The sequence below is a fragment of the Paenibacillus sp. p3-SID1389 genome (assembly GCF_025151705.1).
Lineage (GTDB): Bacteria > Bacillota > Bacilli > Paenibacillales > Paenibacillaceae > Fontibacillus > Fontibacillus phoenicis.
Window position 1 is genome coordinate 47742 of the sequence record NZ_JALXVO010000004.1, and the last position, 25557, is coordinate 73298.

At 53.4% G+C, this 25557-nt stretch carries 24 protein-coding genes; 16 read left to right on the forward strand and 8 right to left on the reverse strand.

Annotated elements, in window-relative coordinates; translation table 11 throughout:
- Positions 1–7: 7 nt before the first annotated feature.
- Positions 8–904, reverse strand: coding sequence for a diacylglycerol/lipid kinase family protein (locus M3G15_RS02960; RefSeq protein WP_016312797.1), 897 nt, complete (start codon positions 902–904; stop codon positions 8–10).
- A gap of 119 nt (positions 905–1023) precedes the next feature.
- Here M3G15_RS02960 and M3G15_RS02965 point away from each other — a divergent pair, with 119 nt between their 5' ends.
- From M3G15_RS02965 to M3G15_RS02985, 5 genes are all read left to right on the forward strand, one after another.
- Positions 1024–1647 carry a conjugal transfer protein TraX gene (locus M3G15_RS02965; RefSeq protein WP_260070011.1) on the forward strand — a complete coding sequence of 208 codons (624 nt, stop codon included), beginning with the start codon at positions 1024–1026 and terminating at the stop codon, positions 1645–1647.
- A gap of 137 nt (positions 1648–1784) precedes the next feature.
- Positions 1785–2024, forward strand: coding sequence for a hypothetical protein (locus M3G15_RS02970; protein WP_009222728.1), 240 nt, complete (start codon positions 1785–1787; stop codon positions 2022–2024).
- A gap of 81 nt (positions 2025–2105) precedes the next feature.
- Entirely contained in the window at positions 2106–2408 is a 303-nt protein-coding gene (locus tag M3G15_RS02975; RefSeq protein WP_009222729.1) for a heme biosynthesis protein HemY, read from the forward strand.
- Positions 2409–2444: 36 nt separating this feature from the next.
- Positions 2445–2675: a YuzB family protein gene (locus tag M3G15_RS02980; protein WP_009222730.1), complete on the forward strand. Its 231-nt coding sequence runs from the start codon at positions 2445–2447 to the stop codon at positions 2673–2675.
- Between the two features lie 155 nt (positions 2676–2830).
- Positions 2831–3796, forward strand: coding sequence for an acetylxylan esterase (locus tag M3G15_RS02985; protein ID WP_260070012.1), 966 nt, complete (start codon positions 2831–2833; stop codon positions 3794–3796).
- Positions 3797–3890: 94 nt separating this feature from the next.
- Here the strand turns inward: M3G15_RS02985 and M3G15_RS02990 are convergent, their stop codons facing one another.
- Complete coding sequence (locus tag M3G15_RS02990) at positions 3891–4790, reverse strand: AraC family transcriptional regulator (protein WP_260070013.1); 900 nt, start codon at positions 4788–4790, stop codon at positions 3891–3893.
- 246 nt (positions 4791–5036) lie between these two features.
- On the opposite strand from M3G15_RS02990, the gene M3G15_RS02995 reads away from it, so the two are divergent.
- Positions 5037–6122: a glycoside hydrolase family 172 protein gene (locus tag M3G15_RS02995; protein WP_260070014.1), complete on the forward strand. Its 1086-nt coding sequence runs from the start codon at positions 5037–5039 to the stop codon at positions 6120–6122.
- A gap of 133 nt (positions 6123–6255) precedes the next feature.
- Here M3G15_RS02995 and M3G15_RS03000 read toward each other — a convergent pair whose 3' ends face one another.
- Both M3G15_RS03000 and M3G15_RS03005 read right to left on the reverse strand, forming a co-directional pair.
- Complete coding sequence (locus M3G15_RS03000; RefSeq protein ID WP_260070015.1) at positions 6256–8310, reverse strand: LTA synthase family protein; 2055 nt, start codon at positions 8308–8310, stop codon at positions 6256–6258.
- A 60-nt stretch (positions 8311–8370) separates the two neighbouring features.
- Positions 8371–9516, reverse strand: a complete 1146-nt coding sequence (locus M3G15_RS03005; protein ID WP_028538777.1) for a THUMP domain-containing class I SAM-dependent RNA methyltransferase — start codon at positions 9514–9516, stop codon at positions 8371–8373.
- A 139-nt stretch (positions 9517–9655) separates the two neighbouring features.
- On the opposite strand from M3G15_RS03005, the gene M3G15_RS03010 reads away from it, so the two are divergent.
- The 4 genes from M3G15_RS03010 to pfkB all read left to right on the forward strand — a co-directional run bounded on the left by M3G15_RS03010 (position 9656) and on the right by pfkB (position 13895).
- Positions 9656–10285, forward strand: a complete 630-nt coding sequence (locus M3G15_RS03010; protein WP_260070016.1) for an O-methyltransferase — start codon at positions 9656–9658, stop codon at positions 10283–10285.
- A gap of 376 nt (positions 10286–10661) precedes the next feature.
- Positions 10662–12011 (forward strand): lytic polysaccharide monooxygenase, encoded by a 1350-nt coding sequence (locus tag M3G15_RS03015; protein ID WP_028538775.1) that lies wholly within the window; start codon positions 10662–10664, stop codon positions 12009–12011.
- Between the two features lie 210 nt (positions 12012–12221).
- Complete coding sequence (locus M3G15_RS03020) at positions 12222–12971, forward strand: DeoR/GlpR family DNA-binding transcription regulator (protein WP_260070017.1); 750 nt, start codon at positions 12222–12224, stop codon at positions 12969–12971.
- Positions 12972–12977: 6 nt separating this feature from the next.
- Positions 12978–13895, forward strand: a complete 918-nt coding sequence (pfkB, locus tag M3G15_RS03025) for a 1-phosphofructokinase (protein ID WP_260070070.1) — start codon at positions 12978–12980, stop codon at positions 13893–13895.
- Between the two features lie 60 nt (positions 13896–13955).
- On the opposite strand, the gene M3G15_RS03030 is transcribed toward pfkB, so the two are convergent.
- Positions 13956–14657, reverse strand: a complete 702-nt coding sequence (locus M3G15_RS03030) for a cupin domain-containing protein (RefSeq protein ID WP_036700008.1) — start codon at positions 14655–14657, stop codon at positions 13956–13958.
- A 177-nt stretch (positions 14658–14834) separates the two neighbouring features.
- Between M3G15_RS03030 and M3G15_RS03035 the strand changes: the two genes are divergently transcribed.
- Positions 14835–15056, forward strand: a complete 222-nt coding sequence (locus tag M3G15_RS03035; RefSeq protein WP_028538772.1) for a DUF2905 domain-containing protein — start codon at positions 14835–14837, stop codon at positions 15054–15056.
- Between the two features lie 307 nt (positions 15057–15363).
- On the opposite strand, the gene shc is transcribed toward M3G15_RS03035, so the two are convergent.
- Positions 15364–17292 carry a squalene--hopene cyclase gene (shc, locus tag M3G15_RS03040; RefSeq protein ID WP_260070018.1) on the reverse strand — a complete coding sequence of 643 codons (1929 nt, stop codon included), beginning with the start codon at positions 17290–17292 and terminating at the stop codon, positions 15364–15366.
- A 253-nt stretch (positions 17293–17545) separates the two neighbouring features.
- Between shc and M3G15_RS03045 the strand changes: the two genes are divergently transcribed.
- The gene (locus M3G15_RS03045) at positions 17546–18715 is read left to right on the forward strand and encodes an alanyl-tRNA editing protein (protein ID WP_260070019.1); all 1170 of its coding nucleotides are present in this window, start codon (positions 17546–17548) and stop codon (positions 18713–18715) included.
- A 14-nt stretch (positions 18716–18729) separates the two neighbouring features.
- On the opposite strand, the gene M3G15_RS03050 is transcribed toward M3G15_RS03045, so the two are convergent.
- On the reverse strand, positions 18730–19566 hold the full coding sequence (locus M3G15_RS03050) for a LysR family transcriptional regulator (protein WP_260070020.1): 837 nt from the start codon (positions 19564–19566) through the stop codon (positions 18730–18732).
- Between the two features lie 136 nt (positions 19567–19702).
- On the opposite strand from M3G15_RS03050, the gene M3G15_RS03055 reads away from it, so the two are divergent.
- The 4 genes from M3G15_RS03055 to M3G15_RS03070 all read left to right on the forward strand — a co-directional run bounded on the left by M3G15_RS03055 (position 19703) and on the right by M3G15_RS03070 (position 23903).
- Positions 19703–20473, forward strand: coding sequence for a class I SAM-dependent methyltransferase (locus tag M3G15_RS03055; RefSeq protein WP_260070021.1), 771 nt, complete (start codon positions 19703–19705; stop codon positions 20471–20473).
- 194 nt (positions 20474–20667) lie between these two features.
- Positions 20668–21645: a carbohydrate ABC transporter permease gene (locus tag M3G15_RS03060; RefSeq protein WP_260070022.1), complete on the forward strand. Its 978-nt coding sequence runs from the start codon at positions 20668–20670 to the stop codon at positions 21643–21645.
- Positions 21642–22466, forward strand: coding sequence for a carbohydrate ABC transporter permease (locus M3G15_RS03065; protein ID WP_127575776.1), 825 nt, complete (start codon positions 21642–21644; stop codon positions 22464–22466). Before M3G15_RS03060 ends, M3G15_RS03065 begins: the two co-directional genes overlap by 4 nt.
- Before the next feature lie 42 nt (positions 22467–22508).
- A complete protein-coding gene (locus M3G15_RS03070) occupies positions 22509–23903 on the forward strand; it encodes an ABC transporter substrate-binding protein (RefSeq protein ID WP_260070023.1) in 1395 nt (464 codons plus the stop codon).
- A gap of 312 nt (positions 23904–24215) precedes the next feature.
- Here the strand turns inward: M3G15_RS03070 and M3G15_RS03075 are convergent, their stop codons facing one another.
- On the reverse strand, positions 24216–25433 hold the full coding sequence (locus M3G15_RS03075) for an MFS transporter (protein WP_260070024.1): 1218 nt from the start codon (positions 25431–25433) through the stop codon (positions 24216–24218).
- Between the last annotated feature and the right edge of the window lie 124 nt (positions 25434–25557).

A 25557-nucleotide genomic window follows, 5' to 3' on the forward strand; every position in this document is an offset into this window, starting at 1 on the left:
TCTTTCGTTACGGACGAATGATTCGAATAGAGCCGGGTTCCAAGGTAGCGCGAAGCGGCGTAGTAGCCACGTGCTCTCCGTCACCTAAAGCAAGACGCGGCAGAGAGCTGGAAATCGTAATGTTTTGGCCCTTCAGCATCGTGACGAAGGAGAGCTTCGTATGACCTCCAAACAAGACGGTAGGAAACAACAGGAGCAGCTTCAGCTTGGAGCAATCGTGCACGACGCACAGGTCGAGCACCCCGTCGTCCGGCTTGGCGTCCGGACAGATGGTCATGCCTCCCCCATAACTGGAAACATTATTAATCGCCGTCAGCCAGGCGGACTCGAAATGGTAAGTGGTTCCGTCGCAGTCGAGCGTTAACGGTCCGGGACGATAGGTAAGAAGGGTATGAAAAATACCGATGATATAAGCTAACCTGCCTAGTCCCAACGCATTGCATATTTTTTTGTAGCGGCTGTCATTGACATTGCTGGCAACTTGAGCGTCAAAGCCGACCGCCAGTGCAGTCAGCGTGCGATCTCCATCGATGGAGATAAGATCAGCTGCCGTTGACCGGCCGCTCAGCAATACCTTCAGCGCGCCGCCAACCCGGCGCGGGATGCCGAATCCGCGGGCAGTGTCATTGCCTGATCCGGCGGAGAAGACCGCCAGCGGCACGCCGGACTGGTGCATCGCAGGCAGCAGGCTATGGATGGTGCCGTCGCCTCCGATCACGCCCACCGCGCGCCAAGACACTTCCCCGGTTAGCTTGCCCTGAAGGAATGTATGCGCTTGCTCGGCGCTTGTGGTGTAGACGTGCTCGTAAGGAATACCAAGCCGTTGCAGCTTTTTGCTGATTTTATTCCAAATCCGGCGACCTTCGCCGTTACCCGCATTTGGATTGACGATAAACAAGTACATGATGACTCCCCTATCTATGATGGCAACGCTAATTTGGCTTATTTTCAGTCTACTGAAGATTAGAAAAAATGAAAATCAAAATTTTTAAACCCCGTTGATCAACGAAAGGAGTGTAGGCCGTGCAATTGATCGCCATGATCACCATGCTGATCGACCATGTTGGGCTGCTGTTTTTTCCCGGAGATGTTCTCTGGCGGATAATCGGACGAATTGCTTTCCCGATCTATGCCTACGCACTGGTCCAGGGTTATCAGCACACCTCCAATTACCGGAAGTACGCATCACGGTTGCTACTGATCGCTGTGCTATCACAAATTCCTTACCAGCTGGCTTTCGATACGAACGGTTTAAACGTCGTGGCGACCTTATTCGTATCTTTACTGGTGCTACGCATGCTGGATTCGTCGAAGCCGGGGCCGCTGTCCGCGATCATTATCGCTGTTGTCTGCGTGATTATGGAGGTGCTTCCGTTTGATTATGGTGCTTACGGTCTGCTGCTGGTGCTGATCTTCAAATTTGCCAATCAAGGAAAAACGGTGGCGATGCACTTGCTCCTGAACCTCGTGTATCTGTTCGCCTACGGCTGGGTGATTCAGCTGGCCAGCATCCTGCCGACGCTGGTGATTGCCTACGGGCCGGGGCTGTGGCGAAAGCTCGAAACCTGGCGGCTGCCCCGCTGGGTGTGGAGAGCTTTTTATCCTGCGCATTTAGTGGTGCTGGCGATCTTGGTGTACCTGTTGTAAAGAGAGAATGGAGCCAAGTTTGGGGGTGGAAAAATCCGGGGTTTGTCTCGGATTTTTTTTATTGGGCCATGAACCATGGTACAATAGGGTATCCTAAGTAGCAGCGCAACACTTACGCCGAAACGGGAGGGATGGAAATGAAATGGAAAAGCTGGTGGTCGCTTCGTCGTTGGTCCCATATTTTTCGCCGGACTCTCCCGCTGCTCACTTCGGGCAACATTCCGCTTACCGATAAGCTGTTGCTGGTCGTGCCGGCGCTTGCTTATTGGGTTCTGCCGGATGTGCTGCCGTGGATTCCGATCGACGACATGGCGGTGACGATGCTGCTGATGGATTGGTTTGTGACCCGGGCAGAGCGGAAATATCCGGGTGCTTAGCGTTGAGCCTTGCTTGTTGAGCTGTGTTTCTTTACAATAGGAATGTTAGGGGAAGCCATTTTGTGCGATAGGAGAGATCATATGAGAGTCAAAATTACCCGCAATGCGGCGAAAGTGATACAAAAGGAACTGGCCAAGGAAGAAAACCAAGGGTTGACGCTGAAGGTATTCATCACCCATTCTCATGGCGACCATGCTCACTACGGCCTGGATTTGGTCAAGCCTACCGAGAACGACCAAATCGTCAAGACCGATAAGGACATCGATGTCATCGTGGAAGGAACGGATCCGTTGTTGGATGGCGTGAAGATCGATTATTTGTATTTTCCGGAGGAAGGCTTCGTGATTACCAACCCTTCCAAAGGCAATCACGGGGATCACTAAGCTAAGCTTTAGCTAACGATAAAGAAGGGACCTGGCATGGCTAACGATATTCGGATTTGCGATAAATGCAATCATATCCGCATGAAGACGTTTGTACCGAAGCTGCAAAAGCTCGCGCCGGATGCCGAGATCAAAATCGGCTGCAAATCGTATTGCGGTCCGTGCGGCAAAAGAGCGTTCGTATATATCAACGGCAGATACGTCAGCGCACCGACAGAGGACGAGGTGCTGGCGAAGGCTGCGCCTTTTGTGAAGAAACCGAAGTGAGAGAATTAGAAATGAGAAGCCGTCGGAGCTGGAGCTCCGGCGGTTTTTTTTAGGGGATCAGCTGTTTTGAAAGCTTCCTTCGGACAACCGTTTCTGGTAGGGTATTCTTAAGAAAAACGGCCAATCGATTAAACACCAAACAAAGGAGTTAGATCATGGGAGCGATTCAGGAACGGATGAAGGATGTCGCAAACTATCGGGCAGCTCGTACGGCAAGAGAGGACTTTGATGCGTTTTGGAGTCAGACGTTAGAGCGGTTTGCAGCCAAGCCGCTGAATGATCGCCGGGAACCTGCAGCGACGTTGATGAAGGGAACCCTTGCGGCGCGTGTGCAGTTTGAGGGATACGATGATACGCCGCTGTATGGCTGGTTTTTGGTCCCGAAGGGCGGGGACGAGCAAAATCGGAAAGTTCCGTGTGTGGTGATTTATCAAGGATATCAATGTCATCGGGGGATTCCGGAAAATTATGCCGTTTGGCTGCAGATGGGGTATGCCGTTTTTGCGGTGGATACGCGCGGCCAGACAGGGGAAACGGGGAATCGCTTAGCCTCTGCTCGAGGGATCTTCAAAGGGTCGATGACCCAAGGTGTGCTGGAGCCGGAGCACTTCTACGGCTTGGCGATGACGATCGACGCCTGGAAGGCGCTGCAATGGGTGAGTGCCCAACCTGAAATCGACGCAGAGCGAATTGGGGTGTACGGAACAAGCCAGGGCGGCGGCTTGGCGCTGCAGATGGCGGCGTTAAGCAAGGTACCACGGGCGGCAGTTGCTAACGTCCCGAATCTGTGTCATTTGGAGTTCGCGTTGATGAATTCAACCGGCTCCGTCTCGGAAATCGCTGAATTTGTCGCCCGTAACCCGGGATCGTTGGAGCAAGTCCTAACGACATTGAGTTATTTTGACAATCTGAACTTGGCCGAAAAAATCAACATCCCGGTGTTATACTCCGCAGGTTTTAAAGATCTGATCTGCTGGCCGGAAACGATCGCAGCAGCTTATAACCGAAACCCTGCGCCGGGGAAGGAGCTGCTGCTCTACCCGTTTATGGGCCATGAAGAAGGCCCTGACGAGCATCGGTTGAAGGCCTACGGTTTCCTGGGGGAGCATTTGCAGCCATAGCATGTGGAGAGATGAAGGGGACCCCTCGTCCGACATTGAGCTTGCCGGGAATCGAGTCGCCAAGTGTGCAGCAAATCCAGACGGGCCCATCCGCCTAGCTCGAATTCGAATGCGAGCGCATGAACTGGCGAGGGGACATGCCTTCAACCTGCTTAAACGCTTTACTGAAGGAGTATATGTTGCTGTAGCCGACTTTCTCAGCGATGGTGGATAAGGACAAGCGGTGAAAGATCATCAGTTCTTTGGCTTTCTCCATCCGGTAGCGGATTTGAAACTGATGAGGGGTCAGGTCGAACGTTTGCTTGAAAATACGGGAGAAATGGAACACGCTGAGGCAAGCGAGCTTCGATAACGTCTTCAGCGGGACCGTTTCGTTGTAATGCTCCATGATGTAGGTGACCGCCAGCTCCATGGCACGTTGATGCATGACCAGATGCGCGTTGTTGTTCGCCCTCAGCCCTTTTTGCAGCAAATAAAGGATGCGGAGCACCAGCGCTTTCTGGATCAACGGGTAGTCGGCATCACGCCGCTCGTAGGCATGAATGATTTGCATCAGCGTCTTGTGTACCTCGGCATGGTTGCCGATCCGCAGGACGTTGGGAAACCCGAAAGCCTGCCCCAGTATGTCAGGCCGAAGCCAAGCCAGCTCTGCCTCCGTGCATTCGCTGCGATTTTTGAAATTGATTGGTACCTGCTCAAAATCCTCATGATACAGCACATCAAAATGAATGTGCGGCATCCAACATTCTCCCCGCGAGTCTATGAACTCATGTTCCACCCCCGGTTTGAACAGTAAAATATCTCCGGGCACCGCAACAAACGTATCGTTCTCCACACGAATGGTGAGTTCCCCTTTTTCCATATACAACAGTTCATAGTCAAAAATGATGCGAGGCGCCAGCTTCATCGTGTCCACCCGGTGGTTCCAGGCTCTTCGAACGTTGGGTGACAGGCGATGTATCAGGTTCGAGGGAGTCAAAGTCGGATTGTCCATCGGTACCTCCTGTGTGGACAATAGCAAGAATGGATAACAAATCACAAATCCCAACATGGAAACCGGGAGATAGGATCATGTAAAATTTGATATGAAATCGCTTACATCATAACATGATCTGATTCGAACCGAAAGGGGCTGCAGATGGTGGAAGCGAGAGGAACAGCCTGAGGCCGGATGAGGCTAGGGACTGAGTCACGAAGCGTACGTAGAGATATGTTCCATCAATAATGAAGGAGAGGGACGATGATGAACCCATTTAACGGACTAGATCTAGGATTAGGCAACTTGTACCGGTTGTCGCCGGCGAAGACAAGATCAATCAGTGCGGAGAATTTTACCGGCGCTAAAGGGCAAGGCGGCATGGCGACAGAAGGAACCGGGGCGGAGTGCGCCAGTGATCTTGGGCAAGGCTGGAAGGTCTCCCCGTCGGTAAATATCGCGGCAGGCCAGACCTTTACGGTGGCGGAGATCGACGGGCCGGGTGCGATTCAGCATATTTGGCTGACCTGTTTTCCAGAAAGCTGGCGTCATATGATCTTGCGGATGTACTGGGACGATGAGGACACCCCAAGCGTGGAGACACCGCTGGGCGACTTCTTCTGCAACGGCTGGTGCGAGCGCAGCAACGTCAGTTCGCTGCCGATCGCGGTGAATCCGGCCGGCGGGATGAACAGTTACTGGGTGATGCCGTTCCGCAAGAAGGCCAAAATCACCATCGAAAACCGGATGGATTCGGCGGTTGTCTTGTATTACCAAATCGACTACACCTTAACCGAGGTACCGGACGATGCTGCGTATTTTCACGCCCAATGGAGAAGAAGCAACCCGGTTTGCTACAAGGACGTGCATGTGCTGTTAGACGGCGTATGCGGCAAAGGGCATTACGTCGGTACATATCTGGCGTGGCAGGTGAACAATAATGGCTGGTGGGGGGAAGGCGAGATCAAGTTCTACATGGATGGAGATCAGGATTTCCCGACCATTTGCGGCACTGGCACGGAGGACTATTTCGGCGGGGCATGGAACTTCGAGCAACCCAAAGGAGAATATGGCTCCTACTCCACGCCATACTTAGGGCTTCATCAGATCATTAAGCCCGACGGCCTGTACCGAAGCCAGCAGCGCTTTGGCATGTACCGCTGGCATGTCATGGACCCGATCCGCTTCGAAGCGGATTTGCGGGTGACGATTCAGGCGCTGGGCTGGCGCTCCGGCGGCCGCTATTTACCGCTGCAAGACGACATCGCCTCCGTCAGCTACTGGTATCAATCCGAGCCGCATGCCGCTTACCCGCAGCTGCCGGATAACGATGGGCTGGAAGTCATCTAACCAGCCAAAGGAGGGGATGACATGCAAAGCAGCATTTCGCCTTGCCCAGACTGACAGATGACGTGCGGGACTGACGGTTCAAGCCGATCGGATGCATCGGCCGCGAATCCAGTGTCTCCCCCCATCTTGCTCGTTAGTTCTCCTTGCGGAACTCCGCAATCAAATCGGAAGTGATGATTTCGTCTGAGAAGCGCAGGCGTTTCATCGCTTCTTCGTGCTTCGCGCGGCATGCCTCGATCTCGGTAATCTTCCGATTGGTCAAGTCGTAGCAGCTGCCGTTCGTAAACAAGTTATCGTCGTATGGAATATAGTAGCGCTCGCCGTCTGTATACGCGCCGGAGCGCAGCACGACCAACCGATCCCTTGCACGTTCACTTCCCAGATCGGCAAATAGATTATTCCCCATCATGTAGTAGGAATCTGAGGAAAAACCTAACAGATGCAGCAACGACGGCGTGAGGTCAAGCTGACCAGCAGGCTCCTCGTAGACACCGGCATGTTGACCATCCGGCAGATGGATAAGCAGCGGCACCTGATTCATGATCTGGTGCACATCAAGCTCGCTCAGCGATTCGCCAAAAAACTGCTCATACACCGCTTTGTCGGTGATCGAGTTGTCGTGATCCCCATAGAAGGCCAAAATCGTATGATCCCACAATCCTTCCTGCTTTAAGCCCTCCACGAACTCTCCAAGCGCGGCATCCACGTAATGCACGGCCTGCAAATAATCGCCGAATATCGTGCCCTTGAATTCGCCGGTATCCAGTTCCTGCAATCCAGCCGGCAGCGTATAAGGATGATGACTCGATAAGGTGATCATAAACGAATAAAAGGGCTGTTTCTCCTGAGCCATGATCGTGAGCGACTGCCGGAAGAAGGATTTATCTCCCAGCGACCAGCCCAGAGGCTCGTCCAGCTGGAAGTCTTTTTTGCTGTAAAACCGGTCGTAGCCCATCGCTTGATACATATTGTTCCGGTTCCAGAAGCTGCCCTCGTACGCGTGAAAAGCATCGGCAGTATAGCTGGCTTCTGTCTTCAGAATCTGCGGCAGCACGTCAAACGTATGGTTCGGATAACGGACAGCGACCGAGCCTGTGGGCAACGGATGCAAGGAACTGTTGGAGGAGAAGTCCGCATCCGAGGTGCGCCCTTGACCGGTTTGATGATAGAAATTCGAGAAATAGAGACTCTCACCCATCAGCTTGTTGAAATTCGGCGTGATTTCTTGGCCGCTTATGGTTTTGCCGATCATGAAATTCATAAAGGCTTCGGCCTGAATGACGATCACATTGCTGCCAGCATACTTCCCAAACAGGGCATTGTCCGCTTGGCGGCGCTGGCTAGCTTCGATGAACCACTGGCGGATCTCTTCCTGCTCCTCGGGGCTGACCGTTTGGCCGCCTCCGAGATGCTCCTTGAGGTAACGGCTTGCATCATAGTAATGGAAGCCTAGCAAGCCGGTCACGTTGTATAAGGAGACGTTCCACCAGTTGTTTTCGAACAACCCGACCGCCCAGGTTTGGGTATAAAAGCGAATGGGTCCCAACGTAAGCGCAAAGCCAAGTACAAAGATGCCGATCCCCGTATACAGGCGGCGGAATCTGCGCCAGCCGAGCGCGCGGCGAGAGGTGCCGCTAAAGGAAATGGGCGAGAAGGAGCCGCGCCCCAAGGCGTTGGATCTGCCGGTGCTGCGGAGCCAACCCGAAGGATGGCGGTTACCGCCTCCGTGTCTTATGCGGCGCACAGCCATAAACACCGCCCAAACCGCCCAATCGGCGATCAGCCACAGATCGGCAACGCGGATCAGCTCGCGGATGCTCCCGCCCAGATCCCCAACTTGTCCAGCTTGCAGCAGGACGGGCACAGTGAGAAAATCGCCAAAATAGCGGTAATAGACCAAATCGGCGAAGATGAGTACGGTGAGCAGCACGTTTAGCACTCCCAAGGCGATACTTCTTCCCTGTGGGGGCAGCCATAACGTCCAGAACGAAGCCAGCAGAATGGAACCGATGGCGATCAGATCGTCCAGCAGGTTCATGTCGATGTAACGGGCATGCAGATTATTATGCAAAATGACCAGTTTCATAAAAATCGCGGCCACAAAAAAGAAATAAACAAAATGGCGGTACTGCAGCCGAAGGCGGAATCGATTGCCGGAACCACCGCGATGAGATGTCAAACGCAGCATGACGACCTATTCGCTCCTTTCCTTGCTAAGGTGTAAAAGGGAGAGACCCTCCCTCTGCACCTAATGGCGCGGAGGAAGGGGCCCGAGATACTGCAAATATTGGCATTCGATACGCCCGTTGAACAGCTTGCGGCGCTTGTCCGCTTTGCGCTGGAACTCGTGCTCGAACTGCTTGGTTGGTGTCAGTGCGAAAAAAGACCACGTCGGCAGTCCGGCCATCACTCTCCCGAGCTGGGCGATCAGCTTGCGCACTTCCTTCTCTTCCCCAATCCGCTCACCGTATGGCGGGTTGGTGATCATCACGCCGTAATCGCCCTGCGGCTGGACTTTGGCGGCAGGCATGCAGGCGAACCGGATTTCGTTCGCCAGCCCGGCGCTTTTGGCCGCGGCTTTAGCGATTTCGATCGCGGCCGGGTCAATGTCGCTGCCGGCAATGTTCAGCGGTACATCGTCCCGTACCGCGTCAATCGCCTCGTCGCGCGCTTGCTGCCACAGCTCTGGCGGCACAACCGGCCATCGCTCGGCGTTAAACGTGCGCCGCAAGCCCGGCGCTATGTTCCAGCCGATCATCGCTGCCTCGATCGGCAACGTTCCCGAACCGCAGCACGGGTCGTAGAACGGGCGCACCGGGTTTTGATTCCAGCGGCTGAGCAGAATCATCGCCGCGGCCATCGTCTCCTTGAGCGGTGCTTCGGTCGCGTGCTTGCGGTAGCCGCGCTTATGCAGTGCTGGACCGGTCGTGTCCAGTGTCAGCAGCGCTTTGTCGTTAAGCAGATTTACTTCAATCACGTAACGCGGTCCGGTTTCTTCGAACCACTCGGTGTGATAGGATTGCTTCAGCTTTTCGACAATCGCTTTTTTCACGATCCCCTGACACGCCGGCACACTGCTGAGCTGCGATTTGTGCGAGCGTCCTTCCACCGGAAACTCTCCGTTTACCGGGATAAAATCTTGCCAAGGCAGCGCCTTGGTGCCTTCAAACAGCTCGTCAAAGGTGACGGCCGTAAACTCGCCCATTTTGATGAGGACGCGATCCGAGGTTCTTAGCCACAAATTACAGCGGCAAATATCGATGAGATCTCCGGTGAAATTCACCCTGCCGTTTTCCACCGCCGTATCTTCATAACCTAATTCTTTGAGTTCACGCGCCACCACGGCCTCCAGGCCCATCGGGGCGGTGGCGATCAGTTGCAAAGGTCCAGCCATATTTACGTCAATCACTCCAGCTTCGCATAGACTTGTGAGAATAGCGGAAAAACCATACAATTCAGTATAGGCCAATGTCTAACAAGTTACAAACGGTTCTTAAGTAAAAGGAATGAACGGATGAAAGGAAGATTATTCGATGCTGACGCCGGAGGAATACGGTGATGAATTATACGCCAAGGATGAAGTGCTGGAACGGGTAACCCAATCCATCGCCAACCAGGGGATGCGGGATGTGTCGATTGCGCCGGGATATGGGCGGCTGTTAACGTTGCTCGTCAAGCTGGCTGGAGCCAAATCCGTGTTGGAAATCGGCGCGCTGGGCGGATACAGCGGCATCTGCATGGCGCGGGGATTGCCTGCGGACGGGCGGCTCGTGTCCTTGGAGTTGAAGGAAGAGAACGCCGAACTGGCACGAACCAATTTGCATGAAGCCGGATACGGGCAGATAGTGGAATACATGGTAGGCCCCGCGCTGGACAGCTTGCATATCCTGGAGCAACGGGGGGAGCAGTTTGATTTCTTTTTGATCGATGCGGATAAGGAAAACTACCCGAACTATCTCGAATATGCGATCAAGTTGGCGAAACCGGGAGCGCTGATTGCCGGGGATAATATTCTGCTGCGCGGCCGGACGTTAAATCCCGACAAAAATGGACCGTCGGTACAAGCGATGCGCAGATTCAACGAGATGATCGCCACGGATGAGCGTCTGATCAGCACATTGCTGCCGGCATATGACGGGTTGGCGCTGGCGATGGTGAAGTAAGGCTTCCGACAAAAAGAACTATAGGGTAAGACAAGAACCTGCTGTAATGGCGGGTTTTTTAACGCGGCAATTTACCAAGGATGTACTATATTTTACAAAAAATAAATAATTCTTCACAAAAATGCATCGAATCGTGTATAATTTGGACATCAGTAATTTTCCCCAGTATTAGCATCCTCTTCTATTTATTTAATTCCCTTCATGATCTTATGTGATACGCAGTTATGGTATAAGCTCCTTTGGGAGTTTATATAGACTTCCTTCAGAAAGGGGGGGCGTTTAGGGTTCCTGCAGAAGGTTGTAAAAGTGAGAATTTGAAATGCACAGCCAAGGATCAGACATAAGGCACATTTCCAATTTCAAAGGAGGGACAAGCATGACTTCAACACGGCTAGCACAATCGTTAGTTTTGAAGGCGCTTACTTCTTTGTTGGTCATGGTGATTGCTGGAATCGGAATGATCCTGTTATCGGAACAAGCTTCGGCTCACGGCTGGGTGGACGGGCCGGCAAGCCGGGCGATCTTGTGCAAAAACGGCCAGAATACGGACTGCGGTGCGATCGTATACGAGCCTCAGAGCTTGGAAGCGCCCAAGGGATTCCCGAATGCCGGACCAGCAGATGGGAAGATCGCGAGTGCTAATGGAGCCTTCCCTAAGCTGGATGAGCAATCGGCCAACCGATGGACCAAAGTGAACATTTCGGCCGGAACGAACACCTTCACCTGGAAATTTACCGCCCCCCATGCCACGGCAAACTGGAAATATTACATCACGAAACCGGGCTGGGACCCTAATGCCCCATTAACGCGCAATTCCTTTGATCTGACACCGTTCTGCACGGTGAACTATGGCGGGGTGCAGCCTCCGTTTACGTACTCGCATACGTGCAACGTCCCGGAGCGGACAGGGTACCATGTGATCCTGGCTGTCTGGGAGATCGCAGATACGGCGAACGCCTTCTACAACGTGATTGACGTCGATTTTGGCGGCGGCAACTCAGGAGACACGACCGCTCCGACGGCACCAACCGGGCTGGCGGCAACGGCCGTTACCTCGAACTCGGTTACGCTTAGCTGGAACGCCTCCAGTGATAACGTTGGCGTCACCGGCTACCGGGTTTATAATGGCAGCAACTTGGTAGGTACGGTGTCGGGATCCACGCTGAGCCATACTGTGACTGGGCTGAATGCGAACACGTCCTATACGTTTACCGTCAGGGCGGTGGATGGAGCGGGCAACAGCTCTTCGCCGAGCAACCCGGTGACCGTGACGACAAGCCCGGCCGTGAACGATACCCAGGCCCCTTCGGCTCCCGGTAACCTGCATGTTATGGGGACACCCACGTCCTCCAGTGTGACGTTAATGTGGAGCCCATCGACTGATAACGTGGGGGTCACAGGCTACCGAATTTATCGCGGATCCACCTTATCTGTAACCGTGTCTGGGACGGAGACCAGCTTTACGGTAACCGGACTCAGCGCAGCAACTTCCTATACGTTCACCGTACGTGCAATTGACGCGGCCGGCAATGAATCTGCAGCCAGCAACACGGTGCAAGTGACGACAGCGTCGGCTCCTGCTGCGCAACCTTGGGCCCCAAATACCGCGTATGCGGTAGGGGAGTTGGTCAGCTACAACGGGGAGATCTACGAATGCCGTCAGGCTCATACTTCCCTGGTCGGCTGGGAGCCGCCGAACGTGCCGGCTTTGTGGCTGCTGAAATAATCTGAGACTCAAATCCCTCGGCTTTATTGCCGGGGGATTTTTTTCGCCGAATATTAGTTATCGGGGGTTTGAACAGCGTTGGAGGACGAAAACAGCGTTCAAGTCCTGTGATGGTGAATGAAAGGATTTGATTGAAATTGAATTATTATGATAGAATATGATTGTTTTATGCTGAGGATACGAACCGACGGTGGAGTTGGGAGGGGAATGATGTTAACGGAAGAAAGGCATCGCCGGATTATGCGACGGTTGCAGGAGGCAGGTACGCTTAAGCTTCAGGAGCTATGCGTCATGCTTGAAGCGTCCGAATCCACCGTAAGGCGCGATTTGGCGGATTTGGAAGAACAGGGACTGCTTCGCCGGGTACATGGCGGCGCGACGCTCCCGATGATGCCCGGAGGTTTGGAGCCCGGGATGGCGGAGAAGTCTGCCGTCCATCTCCCGCAAAAACAGCAAATTGCTGAAGTTGCGTCGGGCTTGGTTCGCAGCGGGGAGGCGATCTATCTGGACGCGGGTACGACGACCTTGGCCATGATCCCTTATCTGCGCGGGAAATCGATCACCGTCGTGACGAACGGCTTACCGCAAGTGGAGGCGCTGCTTGAGGCAGACATTCCAGTGTACCTGCTTGGAGGTCTGGGCAAAAAACGCACGAAAGCCCTGGTCGGCAACCTAGCGCTGGAGCAGTTAACGCATTTTCGGTTTGACCGGTGTTTCCTTGGGGCGAATGGGGTTCATCCCGAGGCGGGGTATACGACGCCGGATCCAGAGGAAGCCGCATTAAAACGCCGTGCGAATGAGCAGTCCTCGCTCACCTATGTACTTGCCGATTCCAGCAAAATCGGGAATGTTGCTTTTGCCAAGATGTTCGAGCTGGAGCGGGCGGCCCTCATTACAGAGCAGGTTACGGAACACTGGCGTAAGCCCATCTCGGAAATGACAAACCTAATTGGAGGATAATCCATGATGATTTACACACTTACTTTAAATCCTTCCATTGACTATATCGTGGAGGTTGACCGCCTGCAGCTCGGCGGGCTCAATCGGATGAACCGAGACCTGAAGCTGCCCGGCGGGAAAGGGATTAACGTCTCGCGCATCCTCAAGCGGCTTGGGGCGGACACGACAGCTATGGGGTTCCTTGGCGGCTTCACTGGGGATTTTATTGAAGAAGCTTTGCATAATGAAGGGATTCCTGCTGATTTTGTACGCATTCGCGGCGGGGAGACCCGGATCAATATTAAGCTTAAGCATGGCGGTGAAACGGAGATTAACGGTACTGGCCCAGTTATCGCACCGGGAGAAGCCGATGCTTTGGTGGAGAAGCTGTCCGTTTTGAAGGAAGGTGATCTGGTTATTTTGGCGGGCAGCCTGCCTTCCTCGCTTCCTGCCGACTACTATGAGCAGCTGATCAAGATGTGCCAAAAGCAAGGAGCAAAGTTCGTCATCGATACCACAGGTGAACCGCTGCGCCGGGCGCTGCCTTACCACCCGCTGCTTGTGAAGCCCAACCATCATGAGCTGGCTGAGCTGTTTGGCGTCGTGATAGAGACACGGGAGCAGTTGATCGCATACGGCCGCAAGCTGCTAGAAGAAGGGGCGCAGCACGTATTGATTTCGATGGCTGCGGAAGGCGCACTGTTGATCGGTGATAACGAGGTCTTCCATGCGAATGTTCCGCCCGGCAAGGTGCGCAACTCCGTTGGTGCTGGCGATTCAATGATCGCCGGATTTACGGGGACGCTCGCCTTAGGGGGAGACTTCATGGAGGCGTTCCGGGCCGGCGTAGCCTCGGGCAGCGCTACCGCTTTCTCCGACGATTTGGCCGAGCGTTCACTGATCGAGGAGCTGCGGGCGAAGGTGAGTATTGAGAAGATTGGATAAGGAAACAAACATAAGACCCCCAACCGCAGATTGGGGGTCTTGCCATTTACCGAAGTAGATTCAGGGTCCGTCGTGATACAAATGCGCCCAGCCGTTACCGATGACCTGCGGCCGGCGAGGATTGCCGTCGCTCTGTTGGTAAGGCCGCAGCCCGTAACCCTGATTATAAGGCGGATGATAAGTATGTGGCGTCGAAGTTTGCTGCGCTTGAGCTTGCGGGTTCGGTTGATGACAGCCCAACGGAGGACCGATGATTACCGATTGATTTAGAGGGGCGAACGCAGCTCTTACTTTTTCTACATCCAGACAATAAGTATGGGCGAACGCTTCAGGTGGAGTCAGCCGCAGCATATCGGAGGCGAGAATAAATTCTGGAATCGGTTGATCAAAAATCGCCAGAAACCGCGTCCCATCCATCGTCGCCGTGTCGTAATGCCACCACCCTTGCGGGATACTGGTCGCCCATCCGGGACGGGTGGGGTAATGCTTCAATTCTTTGGTGAATGGGTTGATGATTGAGACCACCACTTCACCCGAAAGGCAATACACTAGCTCTGAAGCGTTTTGGTGAATGTGCATTTCGACGACGTTGCCTTTGTCGAGGTAGGTATCAAAAAAAGACATATTCCCCAGCGTGTTTATCTGATGAATGGAAAGCATGTTGATGAAGTTCCGTTGATCTTTGCGGAAGGTTGTGTTCCGGTTAACGTCGTACGTGAACTGTGCGTTGGGTGATGTGAAATCCATATAAGAAACCGCCATGTTGTTCCCTGCCTTTCCTATGTATAGGCACTATTGCTTCTACAGAATATCTATGTTTGAGATCGGGTTGATATGTATGTTTTGGGGAATCTTATAGGAGCCCTCGAGTTTGCTTTTTCGGCAGACGGTTTGTATGATGAGGTCAAAACAGCATTTACATAAAAAGGAGACGGGTTCATGAGTAACGTTCCGAAAATACTGATCGTTACCGGTGCGGTTCTTATCGTGATTGGTTTGCTGTGGATGTTCTTGGGAAGGTTCGTGCAACTGGGGCGGCTTCCGGGGGATATTGCGGTTGAACGGGGCAATTTTCGGTTCTACTTCCCGATCGTGACGTGTATCGTGCTCAGCGTTGTGTTCTCTTTAATCATGGCTGTGATTCGGTGGTTGATGAAGTGACGCCTGGGGTCTCGCGGGTCAAGGGCTGGCTGCTCGCCGCTCTGTCTGCCCCTACCGCCGTCAAAAGACTGCAAAAGTGCAGTTTTTTTCGGCCAAGTCGCCGAAGTAGAGGAAAAACCTGCAAAAGTGCAGGTTTTTTTGCTTGAAACAGTTGATTGGAGTTAAATCGCAAAAAATAACTGTATTTTTGCAGTTTTTCATCGTCTGCAACGAGTGAGGCGCGTTACTGGTAGTTGTTCTTCGTCTTAACGCCATTAATACCTGGCAGAAGGAATCTTGAAAACGACTCAAGGGACAGTTCCATGAGCTAATGCGTACCGTCTCCATATTTGTTGACGTAATGCGATAAGGCCAAGAGCGGCCAGATATATCGATAGCTGTGATAATGCACGTAAAAATAACCCGGTAAACCGGCTCCCGTTGGATACGTGGAGGGCCAATCCTCCTCATACAACATCGCGATCAGCCGGGCAACGCCCCGTTCGATCTCGGGCGTTGGCTGATCATGGACGGCGATCAACGCATCAAGCGCCCAGGCGGTTTGGGACGGTATGCTGGCCTGAAGCGAAACGTACCGCCTCAACTGATCGCTGCGGCATGATTCGCCCCAGCCGCCGTCCGGGTTTTGGATGCGCCTCAGCCAATCCGCCGCCTTCGCGATCCCCGGATGATCGGCGGGCATGCCCACGGCCATCAGCCCGGTGAGCGCCGCCCAGGTTCCGTAGATGTAGCATATCCCCCAGCGGCCATACCAAGAGCCGTCTTCCTCCTGATGGCTCAGCAACCAATCCGCTCCGCGGGCCACCCAATCCTGTCGAACGCTCAGTTTGGCGAAGTTGCCCAAAAACTCTAGCGTCCTTCCGGTCAAATCCGCTTCAGAAGGATCGATGGCTGCGGACTTTGCTCCTTCAATCGCCAGCCAAGTGAGCATCTCTTTGTTGGTGTTCTTTTCGAAGGCTGGCCAGCCGCCGTCGTTATTTTGCATCGACCAAACCCAGTTAAGCCCGCGGTTCCATGATTCTAATACCTCACAATCGTCGGCATGAAAGGCGGACAAGGCGCGGAGGGCGGCGGTGGTGTCGTCGACGTCAGGGACGAACGTATTCGTCTCGGAGAACCCCCAGCCTCCGGGGACGATGCCCGGATTATGAATCTGCCAATCGCCAGGGCGGTGATGCTGGCGCTCACGCAGGTAATCGGCGGCTCGTTGGATGGCCGGATGAGTAGGTGAAACCCCTGCTTTTTGCAAAGCATAGGAAATCAACGCGGTATCCCATACGGTAGAGGGAGAGTTCTGGATCGTGACATAGCGTGTTCCCCCTTGGCCACCGCGGTCCACCGCAAACTTCATCTGAGATAACCCTTCCACCGCACGCTGGATCACCGGATGCTGCGGCTCGTATCCCAGCGCCAGCAAAGCGAACACCATCAGCACCGTACAACTGGCGTACGTGTACAGCGTCCCATCGCTTTCAATTCGATCCAGCATATATTGCTCAGCCCGGTTAACGGCGGCATGGCGGATACGTTGCGGCGTACCTACCAAATGCGCCAAGGCCGATTGGATGAGCTTCAGCGGTTCCCGGCTTTCTGGAGTAAGCGTGAGCGGGTCTTCCTCTTCGCTGCGCGCGTCGAGAAACAGCTCGCTTAAATCCGGCGTTCGCTTTGACCGGGCGCGAAAATTCCGATCGGCCATGATCAGCAGCGGTGCGAGATGCACCCGCGAATATCCGGAGAAATCATAAAAGTTCAGAGGTAACGATTCAGGCAATAGCAGGATTTCGATGGGGATGAGCGATAAGGAGGTCGGCCAATCTCTCTGTCCGGTGGCGGCCAGAATGGCTTTGGTGAGCAGGCTTCCGGCGTGCCCAATGCCGCCCCGGTCCAGGATATAACGTTTCGCCCGTTGAATCGGTTCGTCTTCCGGCTTGCTGTACCCGGAGTACAGCAAAGCGTAATAAGCCTCAACCGTAGCGGACAAGTGGCCTTCCTTGTCGTCATGGTACCAACGCCAGCAGCCTTCTGGTTCCTGGGCCGCAAGGATGCGATCGTGCAGCTGTCGGATCAAATCTTCTTTGTCATTGTTTAACGTACGAAAAAGAATGATTGTGCAAGCGTCAATCGAGATGCCGTTTTCGAAGCAAAAGCGCCACGTTCCGTCCAACTCCTGCCGCTCGATCAGTTCCTCGGTTAACCGTTGGATTTCTCCCCGGATCTCGCCCATGTACTGTGCCATCCTTGCTCCCTCCCTCGACCTGTCACCTCATTATATGAGCGGGCAAGGGTGGGCATGATCCATTCATGAGCAGCCGTTCCTCGATGGACCCGGACGATCCGCGCCTCAACGGCGACAAGCGAGCTTGGTTCTTCGAACAGACAAGATCACGAAATGGTGTAAAGTCCGGCGATTATTCGGTATAGTAGATGGAAGAAGTTTGGTGATGAGGATCCAAAATTGAACGTTACCTAAAAAGAGAGGGAACCAAGCGATGACGACAAGACTATATTTCGACGATGCCTATTTGACCCATTGGACCACCCGCATCAAGGACAAGCTGGAGCGGGAGGATGGCATTTACGTTGTTCTGGAAGAGAGCGCCTTCTATCCCCATGGAGGCGGTCAGCCCAACGATACCGGACGGATTGGCGGGATTCCGGTTCTGGATGTGATCAGTGAGGGCGATGTCGTGTTGCATAAGGTGGAGCGTTTCCCAGACGAGGCCGAAGTACGCTGTGAAATCGACTGGGATCGCCGGTTTGACCACATGCAGCAACATAGTGGGCAGCATTTGCTATCCGCGGTTTGTCGCGAGCTGTATGAAGCGATCACCGTGAGCTTTCATCTGGGTGAAGATTATTGCACCATTGATGTAGAACGTCCCGAACTGTCTGCGGAACAGCTGGAGGCGATTGAACGTGAAGCGAACCGTCATATTTATTTGAATCACAAGATCTCCAGCTACTTCGTTACCCAGGAGGAGGCGTCCCGACTGCCGCTGGTGAAGCCTCCGAAGGCGGTGGACCGCGTCCGCATCGTGGAGATGGAAGACGTGGAGTACAACGGTTGTGGAGGTACGCATGTGGCGGCGACCGGTGCGATCGGGATGATTAAACTGCTGAAGACCGAGAAGCAGAAGGGGAATGTTCGGATCTTTTTCAAATGTGGGTACCGGGCCCTCAGAGAGTTTCAGGAGCAGCAACACATTTTAGCAACCATTACCGCCAAATTAAAAACAGGTCGGGACAGCATTCTGGAGCGCCTCGACAAATGGGAAGATGAGCAGAAGCGGTTGCAACGGGAGTACGATACGTTAAAAGAAGCGATGGACGAAGTAACCGTAAGTGAGCTGCTGGAGAAGCGCGAAGGCGGGATCATTGCGCAAATCTATGCGGACAAGTCCTTGAAGGATTTGCAAAGCCTTGCCCAAAAGCTGACGGCCCAAACTGATGCAGCGGTCCTGCTGGCCACGGAAGCGGAACAGAAGGTGGTGCTGGCCCATAACGGCAGCCTATCGCTGTCCTGCGGAGCCTTCTTCAAGGAGCATCTCTCTGCTTATGGAGGCAAAGGCGGCGGCAGCGACAAGCTGGCACAGGCCGGCTTCAGCAGTTGGGCGGATGCGCTGGCTTTTTATGAGTTTGTGAAGCAGACTGTATCGTGAAAAAATATCGGGCGTCATCCATGCGGATGCTCACGGATCAAATCGACAAAACGTTGGACCGCTGGAGACAGCGGTTCATTTTTTCGCGTATAGACCGAGATCGTATTCATCAGGTCTACGCCATCCACGAAGACGCGGCTCAGTAGTCCGCGCTCCACGTATTCCCTCACCACCAGCGCCGAAACGAAGCTGGCCCCGTACCCGGCAATCACCGCCTGGACGGTTTCGTTTAACCCGTTAAATTGCAAGGCGATGCGCGGCGCCTGTGCATTGTAGGTCCGGCATAATGCCATAAACCGCTCCCGTGTGGAGCTGCCGATCTCCCGCATGACAAAAGGTTCCCTGACCATGTCGTGGAGGGAGACGCGCTGTCCCGCATACCGATGTTTCGGGGAGACGACAAACCACAATTCGTCCCGGAACATTTCCTCTGCATGAACCGATTCAGGGTAGGTTTCTGGCAATCCGCCGTAGATCGCCAAATCCACCTCCAAATTCAGCAGTTGCTTTAGCGCATCCGTCGAATTTGTCGTGTTGATGCTCATCTCCACATGCTCGTATTGTGATTTAAAGATATGCCCCAGCTCCCCCATTTTATAATCTTGCAAAAACTGCTCGATCTGCTGCTCTACCGCAAAGAGGCGTCGGCTGTAGGTAAACAGCTTGTCCCCGACATCGGTTAAGGCGATGCCGCGTCCTTGCGCTTTCAGCAGGGGCAGTCCCAGTTCCTTTTCCAGCTTACGGATCTGGGCGGAGATGGCCGGCTGGCTGATGTTTAACAGCTCCGACGCGCGCGTCACACTGCCTGTCTCCGCAATGACGTGGAACAACCGCAAGGCGTGTAAGTTCATTCCACTTAAGCCCATTTCAATTCATAACTTATATCTATGATTTACTTATAAAGATATATTATATTTATGGGTCTAAATCAACTACAATGTCCTCAGCAGGAAATATAATCGTATGCCAAAAGGAGCTGAGGCAGGGATGAACCTGGAAAAACTCGTTTATGATTACGATCAACAGGGGACAAATTACGCTGGATATCGGCGGACTGATCCGCGTATTGCGCGGTATGTGTTCGAGGCGTTGGGGGATGCCCAAACGATCATCAACGTGGGCGCTGGAACCGGGTCCTATGAGCCGAAGGACCGGTATGTCGTCGCAGTAGAACCTTCCGCAACGATGCGCAGTCAGCGGAGGGCGCGCGGAGCAGTTCCGGCCGTCAACGCCTGGGCAGATGCGCTGCCTTTTGATGATCAGGCTTTTGATGCAGGGATGGCGATGGTCACTGTCCACCATTGGCCTGATTTTCGCCATGGCCTTCAGGAGCTGAGAAGGGTGACGCGAGGGAACGTCATCGTCTTGACCTTTGATCCGGATGCACTCGATTCGTTCTGGACGGCTGAGTATTTTCCGGAGCTGATCGAAGCCGAGCGGCGGCGTTATCCGAAACCGCAGGACATTCTTGAAGCGCTGGGAGAGGGAGGGCAGATCATTCCGTTGCCCATTCCACTGGATTGTATTGATGGATTCCAGGAAGCTTTCTACGGCCGTCCGGAAGCGTTCCTGATCCCCGAGGTACGTCAGGCCCAGTCAGCATGGGGCTTCTTGGCGGAAGGCGTGGAGGAGCGCCTGGTTCAGCGCTTGGCCGATGCTTTGAAATCCGGGGAATGGGACTGCAAATACGGGCACTATCGGAACATGCCAACCATGACAGGGTCACTCCGGCTGATCGTCAGCGAATCCGAAGCATGAAGATAAAGTCCACATTCTTATAAGCTGTCTTCACCGCATACGCGTGGGAGGCGGCTTTTTTGCGTTTCTTTTACTGTGCGATGACGATTTTGACACTCCATTGATCCATGGCTAACGTTCCGGTGACATCCAAGCTATACACTAGCAGAGGAATTTGAACATCTCAACCTTCATAAAAAAAGGAGGCTTTCCTCATGAGCGAGCTGGATCACCAGGTGAGTCTGCCATCAAGGGGCCAATCCGTAGCATCGGCTTCTGCAGCGACTCGTCGATCTGCCCGCGCCGCAACCTTAAAACAACAGAACATTCGAGAACATGCGCTGGCCTATACGTTTCTGGCTCCGTCGTTGCTCCTGTTTGTCGTGTTTTTGTTCTACCCGCTGCTAAAGTCGGTGTACTTGAGCTTACACAGCACGGACCCGACTGGTCGAATCGCCTCATTTGTTGGCTTCGACAATTTTACCAGCCTTTTTGCCTCCGGCTTATTTGTCAGCGGGATGAAGGTGACAGCGCTCTTTGCCTTATTCACCGTGCCAACCGGAATGCTGATCGCGCTGGTGCTCGCAGCATTCACGCATCATCTTCGACGGGGGAGACGGTTTTTCCAATTCGCCTACTCGCTGCCGTTGGTACTCTCCGTTGGTTCAGCGGCGGTCATTTGGAAGTTTCTGTTTCACCCTACTTTAGGTATGCTTAACTACTTACTTGGCTTGGCCGGCGTGGGTCCGGTACCTTGGCTGATCAGCCCGGACTGGGCTTTGTGGTCCGTGTCGCTGATGACGGTCTGGATGAACTTGGGCTTTAATTACATCATCCTGTCCAGCGGGATGCAGGGAGTTCCCGACGAGCTGTACGAAAGTGCCAAGATCGATGGAGCTGGACCGATGACAACGTTTCGCAAAATTACGCTGCCGCTTCTGTCGCCCACGTTATTTTTCCTGTTGGTGGTGTCCATCATCAGTGCATTCCAATCGTTTGGGCAGATCAACATTCTGACATCGGGCGGGCCGATGAACCGGACGAACGTCTTCGTCTACACGATCTACCAAGAAGCCTTCGTCAACTTCCGGTTTGGTACGGGCAGTGCCCAAGCGCTTCTACTCTTCCTGGTCATTCTGCTATTGACCTTGATTCAGTTCAAATGGGTAGAAAGGAAAGTCCACTATCAATGAACAAGCTGACCTTTAACCAAATCATTGTGTTGTTGTTCATGACCGCAGCTGCAGTTCTCGTCCTTTATCCTATCGTTTACAGCCTGTTTATGTCCGTCATGACGCCGCAGGAAGCCAGCGCCTATCCACCGCATCTGGTGCCGCATTCGCTGCATTTGAGCAACTTTGCCGAGGTGCTACAGATCGTTCCGATTGCCTTGTTTATCGGGAACACCTTTCTGGTCTCCGGGATTGTGATGCTTGGACAATTGATCACCGCCAGCTTGGCAGCCTATGCCTTCGCCAAGATGGAATTCAAGGGCAAAGGCTTGATGTTCAGCTTATTTGTCGCCACGATGATGGTTCCTTGGGAAGTAACGATGATCCCCAATTATTTAACGGTACGCAGCCTGAATTGGTTGGACAGTTACCAGGGGTTAATGGTGCCGTTTTTGGCCACTGCCTTTGGGACGTTTCTGCTTCGCCAGTTTTTCCTGCAGCTGCCGAAGGAGCTGTTCGAGGCGGCGAAAATCGATGGCTGCGGGCATGTCCGTTACTTTCTGTTTCATGTGCTTCCGCTTTCAAGACCGGCGCTTGGAACGCTGGCGGTGTACTCTTTTTTGAATATGTACAACAGTTACTTATGGCCGCTTCTGATCACTAACAGCAAATCGATGCGCACGGTGCAGATCGGCATCTCCATGCTGGAATTTCAGGAGACAACCTCTTGGAATCTCGTATTCGCAGGGATTACGTTAGTCATTCTACCGTCCCTGCTGTTACTGGTGTTTGGACTTAAGCAACTCGTTCGCGGGATGGCGGCCGGGGCGTTGAAAGGCTAAGAAATTCTCAAAAATCATTTTACGTAGGGAGAGGTACGAACGATGAAAAGGTTTCGCTTCAAAAGCATGCTGCTGGTGATGGCAGCGTTGATGGTCGTTATTGCCGGGTGCGGCGGGAATGGGAATGACGCAGGAAGCAGTGCGGCAACCGGGGGAACCAATACCCGCAGCGACAATTCGGCAAGCGCCAGCTCGGGGAAGAAGCCGATTCACCTGACCTGGTGGCACTCGATGTCAGGGGCGAATGAGAAGGCTATTAACGAGCTCGTCTCGGATTTTAATGCGAGCCAATCCGATATTGAAGTGGAAGCTGTGTTCCAAGGAAGTTACGATGAGAGCTTAAATAAGCTGAAAGCTTCGATGGGCTCGAACAGCGGCCCAGACTTGATCCAGGTGTACGAGATCGGCAGCAAATTTATGATCGACTCCAGGGAGATCACACCGGTGCAGAAGTTTATTGATGAAGACGGCTATGATCTCTCGCAGTTAGAACCTAACATTATTCGTTATTACACGATCGGCGGCCAGTTAAATGCTATGCCGTTTAATACGTCGAACCCGATACTTTACTACAACAAAGATGCCTTCAAAGCCGCAGGTCTGGATCCGGAAAATCCACCGAAAACGTTTGAGGAGTTTGAAGCGGCAGCTACCGCGTTGAGCAAGAAGGGGCAACCGGGCGCTGCGATCGCTGTTTATGCTTGGCTTATCGAGCAGTGGTTTGCCAGCCAAAATGCCGATTACGTGAATAATGGCAACGGACGTGAAGCGGATGCCACCGAGTCGCTGCTCGCATCGGAGGCGGGGGTGAACATTCTGGAGTGGTGGAAAAGAATGGTGGACAACGGAGTTGTCGCTAATTTGGGCCGCAAAACCGATGACACGGACGCTGCCTTTGCTGCAGGCCAAGTGGCGATGACCTTAAATTCAACGGCGGCACTGCGTAACATCGTAGGAGCGGTTGGCGACAAATTCGAAGTAGGCACTGCCTTCCTGCCAAGACCCGCCAGCGCCAAAGAAGGCGGCGTGATCGTTGGGGGCGCAAGCTTGTATATCATGAACAACAAATCGGAAGAAGAGCAAAAAGCGGCATGGGAGTTTATCAAATACGTAACCTCTCCGGCTGCGCAGGCGAAATGGAGCGTAAACACCGGCTACTTCCCGATCACGAAAGCGGCTTACGACGAGCAAGTGTTGAAGGATAATATGGCGAAATATCCGCAGTTCCAAACCGCTGTTGATCAGCTGCATGCGTCGACGGAATCTACGGCGACCTCCGGTGCGCTGATGGGCGTCTTCCCGGAAGCGCGTCAATTCGTGGAAGGTGCGATCGAGGAAGTGCTGAACGGACAAAAACCGCCGAAGCAAGCAATGGAAGACGCCGCCAAGCAAATTACCGAGAAGATCAAGCAGTATAATGCGACGGTGCAGAAGTAACTTTATATTTTAGAAAGAGAGCCGGGAGATTGTCCCGGCTTTTTTACTTGGGATATTTAACTGTAAATCCTAACGTTAATATCGAAGGTATTCCCCATCTGCGAAGAATAACAGTAAAACCTGCCGTTAATTTTTGGGAAAAGCGCACTATCGCGCAAATTTGTCCGAAATAACGTTACTTTTTCCTGTTAATGATGCTAAAACGGAGGATTGGCCTCGAAATAACAGCAGGTTTTCCCGTTAATTATCTTCGGTTCTCCGAACTGAGAGAACACTGGGCGACTCTGTTTACATAAGTCAGTCCCTTACAGCTTACCTCGGCGCTGGCATTCGCGGCTTTGGATGCGAATACAGCTTCACGCGCACCCAGAACATATTGATCAGCAGCAGGATACCGGAAATCACAAACAATCCCTCAATGCCGATATACCCGGCGAGAAAGCCGCCAATCAGCGAGCCCATCATATTGCCCAAGGCGAGGGTACTACTGTTAAACCCAAATGCCCGGCTCTCCATGCCGTCCGGGGTGTAAAAGCGGATCAGCGCGTTAACGCTAGGCAGCAATCCCCCCATGAACACGCCCATCAGGAACCGAATGGCGATCAATTGCCACACCGTCTGTACGAACGCCTGCGGAATCAGCGTAGCCGCCGCTCCAATCAGGCAAAAGGTCAGAATGCGGTGAGCGCCCAGCTTGTCGCTGATTCTGCCGAGTATCGGCGAAGTGATCATATTGGAAATGCCCGTCACGGCGCTGACAAATCCGGCCCAGAACGCCACGTCTGCGGTTTGTCCATGCAGCTTCTCCACATAGAGAGGCAGCAACGACATCGGGCTCAGCATCGCAAACTGCAGCAAGAAGGTTACGGCGAATAACGCGGTGAGCTGCGGCGTTTTGTTCAGCTCCAGGAAGCCTTGCAATACAGATGGTTGAGGCGTGTGCAGCGCCTCCTCCCGATCGAACTTCTCGCGTACGAAGAGGAGCGCCAGCATGGATGCGATAAACAGCAGCACCCCTGTAATGTAAAATATCGGCCGAAATCCGATCCACTCCGCCATCAACCCGCCAATTAAAGGGCCGAGGATCGTACCGGCCACGTTGCCTGACTGGATCGTGCCCATCGCGAAACCCATTCGCTCTTTCGGCGCTGTACCTGAGATCAGTGCGACGGAAGCGGGGTTAAAGCCGGAGATCGTTCCGTTTAGCAACCGCAGGCCAAGCAGGTGCCACGGCTGGGTGGCGAAGCCCATCAACGTAATGACGATGGCCATGCCGAAGCCGGAGCGCAGCAGCATAATTTTGCGGCCGTATTTGTCGGCGAGCTTCCCCCATATCGGTTGAAAAATAAACGAAGTCGCGAAGTTAGCGGCAAAAATCATTCCTGCCCACAGCCCAATCGCCTGCTCTCCCTGCACGTGCAAATCCCGCGCCAGGTACAGCGAGAGAAACGGTGTAATCATCGTCATCCCGGCGTTGACCAGAAACTGCCCGAACCAAAGCACAATGAGATTAATCTTCCAGGTATTCAATTGTGCTTTCACTTCCTTTCGCTGGGATTCTAGGATGCGAGAAACCAGATCAGAGTTATACCAGTATACACCATTGAAAACCGGGTCCGGGGCATTCTTCATAGCATCTTCATCCGATTGTCAT

Bases quoted from the DNA above. Each gene is read 5' to 3' on its own strand.
- M3G15_RS02960 (WP_016312797.1), bottom strand. From the start codon at position 904: ATGTACTTGTTTATCGTCAATCCAAATGCGGGTAACGGCGAAGGTCGC.
- M3G15_RS02970 (WP_009222728.1), top strand. From the start codon at position 1,785: ATGAAATGGAAAAGCTGGTGGTCGCTTCGTCGTTGGTCCCATATTTTT.
- M3G15_RS02975 (WP_009222729.1), top strand. From the start codon at position 2,106: ATGAGAGTCAAAATTACCCGCAATGCGGCGAAAGTGATACAAAAGGAA.
- M3G15_RS02980 (WP_009222730.1), top strand. From the start codon at position 2,445: ATGGCTAACGATATTCGGATTTGCGATAAATGCAATCATATCCGCATG.
- M3G15_RS02985 (WP_260070012.1), top strand. From the start codon at position 2,831: ATGGGAGCGATTCAGGAACGGATGAAGGATGTCGCAAACTATCGGGCA.
- M3G15_RS02990 (WP_260070013.1), bottom strand. From the start codon at position 4,790: ATGGACAATCCGACTTTGACTCCCTCGAACCTGATACATCGCCTGTCA.
- M3G15_RS02995 (WP_260070014.1), top strand. From the start codon at position 5,037: ATGATGAACCCATTTAACGGACTAGATCTAGGATTAGGCAACTTGTAC.
- M3G15_RS03000 (WP_260070015.1), bottom strand. From the start codon at position 8,310: ATGCTGCGTTTGACATCTCATCGCGGTGGTTCCGGCAATCGATTCCGC.
- M3G15_RS03005 (WP_028538777.1), bottom strand. From the start codon at position 9,516: ATGGCTGGACCTTTGCAACTGATCGCCACCGCCCCGATGGGCCTGGAG.
- M3G15_RS03010 (WP_260070016.1), top strand. From the start codon at position 9,656: ATGCTGACGCCGGAGGAATACGGTGATGAATTATACGCCAAGGATGAA.
- M3G15_RS03015 (WP_028538775.1), top strand. From the start codon at position 10,662: ATGACTTCAACACGGCTAGCACAATCGTTAGTTTTGAAGGCGCTTACT.
- M3G15_RS03020 (WP_260070017.1), top strand. From the start codon at position 12,222: ATGTTAACGGAAGAAAGGCATCGCCGGATTATGCGACGGTTGCAGGAG.
- pfkB (WP_260070070.1), top strand. From the start codon at position 12,978: ATGATTTACACACTTACTTTAAATCCTTCCATTGACTATATCGTGGAG.
- M3G15_RS03030 (WP_036700008.1), bottom strand. From the start codon at position 14,657: ATGGCGGTTTCTTATATGGATTTCACATCACCCAACGCACAGTTCACG.
- M3G15_RS03035 (WP_028538772.1), top strand. From the start codon at position 14,835: ATGAGTAACGTTCCGAAAATACTGATCGTTACCGGTGCGGTTCTTATC.
- shc (WP_260070018.1), bottom strand. From the start codon at position 17,292: ATGGCACAGTACATGGGCGAGATCCGGGGAGAAATCCAACGGTTAACC.
- M3G15_RS03045 (WP_260070019.1), top strand. From the start codon at position 17,546: ATGACGACAAGACTATATTTCGACGATGCCTATTTGACCCATTGGACC.
- M3G15_RS03050 (WP_260070020.1), bottom strand. From the start codon at position 19,566: ATGAACTTACACGCCTTGCGGTTGTTCCACGTCATTGCGGAGACAGGC.
- M3G15_RS03055 (WP_260070021.1), top strand. From the start codon at position 19,703: ATGAACCTGGAAAAACTCGTTTATGATTACGATCAACAGGGGACAAAT.
- M3G15_RS03060 (WP_260070022.1), top strand. From the start codon at position 20,668: ATGAGCGAGCTGGATCACCAGGTGAGTCTGCCATCAAGGGGCCAATCC.
- M3G15_RS03065 (WP_127575776.1), top strand. From the start codon at position 21,642: ATGAACAAGCTGACCTTTAACCAAATCATTGTGTTGTTGTTCATGACC.
- M3G15_RS03070 (WP_260070023.1), top strand. From the start codon at position 22,509: ATGAAAAGGTTTCGCTTCAAAAGCATGCTGCTGGTGATGGCAGCGTTG.